Source organism: uncultured Campylobacter sp., from assembly GCF_937997595.1.
GTDB lineage: Bacteria > Campylobacterota > Campylobacteria > Campylobacterales > Campylobacteraceae > Campylobacter_B.
In genome coordinates this window covers 1-2,838 of record NZ_CALKTS010000041.1, presented here as the reverse complement: position 1 = coordinate 2,838, position 2,838 = coordinate 1, and the positions used below count along the sequence as shown (strand labels likewise).

The following is a 2,838-nucleotide window of genomic DNA, read 5'->3' as shown; positions in this document are numbered from 1 at the left end:
CGCTCATTACAGCCGCCGGCACAGGGCGAGATACCGCCTGCCAGCGCGATTACGGGCACGCCGTAGGAAGCGGCGATCTTCGCAACACCGCAAGGGGTTTTGCCCATTGAGCTTTGAAAATCGAGCCTTCCTTCGCCGGTGATGACGAGCTCGGCGCCTTGCATATCGCGCTCTAGTCCGATCTCTTCGGTGATGATGTCGATGCCTGGCTTAAGCGTCGCGTTTAGAAAGCTCACGAAGCCAAAGCCTAGCCCGCCGGCAGCTCCTGCTCCGGGGCTATTCCAAAGCTCGCGTCCGAGGTACTTACTTACGACGCTTGCGAAATTTATAAGCCCTGCATCAAGCTGCTTTACCATCGCCGCATCCGCGCCCTTTTGCGGAGCGTAAATATATGCCGCGCCGTTTTCGCCAAAGAGCGGATTATCTACGTCGCAGGCGATAAGAAACTCGCACTCTTTAAGATGCGGCAGCACCGAAGTGCAATCTATCGTGGCGAGTTTAATCAGATCCTCGCCCGCTCCCGCAAGCTCTGTGCCATTTGCATCTTTAAATTTAAAGCCGAGCGCGCGCAGCATACCCATACCCGCGTCATTCGTAGCACTTCCGCCGATGCCGATGATAAACTTTCGCGCGCCGTGCGCGATCGCATGCGCTATCATCTCGCCAAAGCCATAAGTGCTCGTTTTTAGCGGGTTGCGGCGCGATTTTTCGATGAGCGGCAGACCCGATGCGGACGCCATTTCTAAGATGCCTAGCTCACCTTTTAAGGCGTAGCGCGCGGGCGTTTTTTCGCCTAACGGATTTGCTACGATGACGTCCATGAACCTAGCTTTTAGCGCGTCTGCAAGGGCTTCAACGCTTCCTTCGCCGCCATCTGCGATAGGTTTGACGAGCACCTCGCAGCCTAGCTTTTCGATGCCTGATTTTACGGCGTTGCCCGCCTCAAGCGAGCTAAGAGAGCCCTTAAACGAGTCGATCGCGACTAAAACTTTCATATTTTTCCTTTAGCTGGTATTTTAAAATTTTGGAATTTTACAGCGCATAGGCTAAATTTACGATGACAAGACTGAAGCAAGAGTATAATTTTAAAATCTCGTCGCCAAATTTGTGGGGCAAATTTTAAAATTTCATGTCGTGGAATTTTAAAATTCTGTAGCGATAGAATTTTAAAATTTTGCTCCTTGAGGCTTTGTGTGTAAATTTAAAACTATGTTAAGCGAAATTTTAATACTAGAGTATTTACGCAGTGCGGGCTAGCTACGTAAATTTAAAGAATTCTATGTAGCTAGCCGCTGGTAGATGCCATATTGCACTCCGCACTGATTTAGCGCTGTAGCGGCTAAATAAGCTAGCCTAGATCAAAAACAGCGACAAAATCCAAACGCTGATCATGCCCGTAATGCCCATAATTAGGGTCAACATGGTCTGTGTGCGGTAGCCTTGCTGCGGGTTCATCTTGCTGAAATTCGTAACGACCCAGAAGTAGCTGTCGTTAGCGTGCGAAACGGTCATCGCACCCGCTGCGATCGCCATTACGACGAGCGCGCCGGACATTTCGGAGGTGAAGCCCAGCACCTGCATCAGCGAGCCGTCCGCGTTAAATGCGCCCATAATCGAAGCGGTGGTGATGATCGCAACGGTGGAGCTTCCTTGCGCGGTTTTTAGGACTGCCGAGATTAAGAACGGGAAGAAAATCCCCGCGGCTTTAATGGCGGTCGCATTATCCTTGATGTAGGTTACGAAGCCGGCGTCGGTGATTACCTTGCCTAGCACTCCGCCCGCTGCGGTGATGAAGAGGATCGGGCCTACGATCTTTAAGGATTCGTTTGTGATCTCGCTAAATTCGCCTAATTTGCCGGTTTGTACGAGCAAAAATACCGCAAAAACTACGCCCAAGGCTAGCGCGATGATAGGATTTCCTAAAAATTGCGAAATTTCACCCGCAAACCCGCCTACTTTTAGGATCTTGGCGACGGAACCCAGCGCCATAAATAGGATCGGCACCAAAATAGGGGCTAAGCTTAAAAATCCGCCTGGCAATTTACCGTATTGTTTAAGCAGATCGTCGTAGCTTTTTGCGATGACTTCATTCGCTTCAGCCTCGCTTATATGCACACTCTTGGCGACTTTTTTAGAAAAAAAGTATGTGGCGATCAGCACCGGCAAGGACACCACCGCGCCCATTGCGATTACGAGTAGCAGATTGCCGCCTAGACCCACGGCGCCTGCTGCGGCGATCGGTCCCGGAGTCGGCGGGATGAATACGTGCGAGGCGTAAAGTCCGCCCGAGAGCGCTACTGCAAGAGCGACAGGGTTTTCGCCGATTTTTTTGCTGATCGCTTCACGGATTGGGTTTAAAACGACGAAGCCGCTGTCGCAAAATACGGGGATACCTACGATCCAGCCCATTATGAGCATCGCAAGCTCGGGGCGCTTTTGCCCGACTACGTTTACGACCATATCGGCGAGTTTGAGCGCCGCGCCGGTCTTTTCGAGTACGGTGCCGATGAGCGCGCCGAAGATTATGACGATACCGATACTCTTAAACGTGCCGCTGAATCCGTCGCCGATAATCGCGGGGATCTTGGCTAGCGGTATGCCCGCAACGATCGCGAGCGCCAGGGAGATAAGCATTAGCGCCAAAAATGGGTGAACGCCTGCTTTGGAGATCAAAAAAATCATCACGACGACCGCTATGGCGAAGCAGATGATTAACGCAACACCGCTCATAAAAGCTCCTTGAATGGATTTAATTTGCTCGCAAGCGGTTTAAGCTAAGCCGTTTGCGCTTCAAATTTAATGCGGTAATTTTAGCGAAATTTTAATATAAAGCAAGAA

The 2,838-nt window shown here is 50.9% G+C and carries 2 protein-coding genes; both read right to left on the bottom strand.

From position 1 onward, the window contains the following. Nucleotides 1–995, bottom strand: a 995-nt coding sequence (locus Q0614_RS01350; RefSeq protein WP_298785958.1) for a glycerate kinase, incomplete at its 3' end; no start/stop codon positions are given. Between the two features lie 358 nt (nucleotides 996–1,353). Then, a complete protein-coding gene (locus Q0614_RS01345; protein ID WP_298785956.1) occupies nucleotides 1,354–2,730 on the bottom strand; it encodes a GntP family permease in 1,377 nt (458 codons plus the stop codon). Nucleotides 2,731–2,838: the final 108 nt, after the last annotated feature.

What these genes read in the sequence shown, in the direction of transcription:
- Q0614_RS01345 (WP_298785956.1), bottom strand. Translation starts at nt 2,730, where the DNA reads ATGAGCGGTGTTGCGTTAATCATCTGCTTCGCCATAGCGGTCGTCGTG.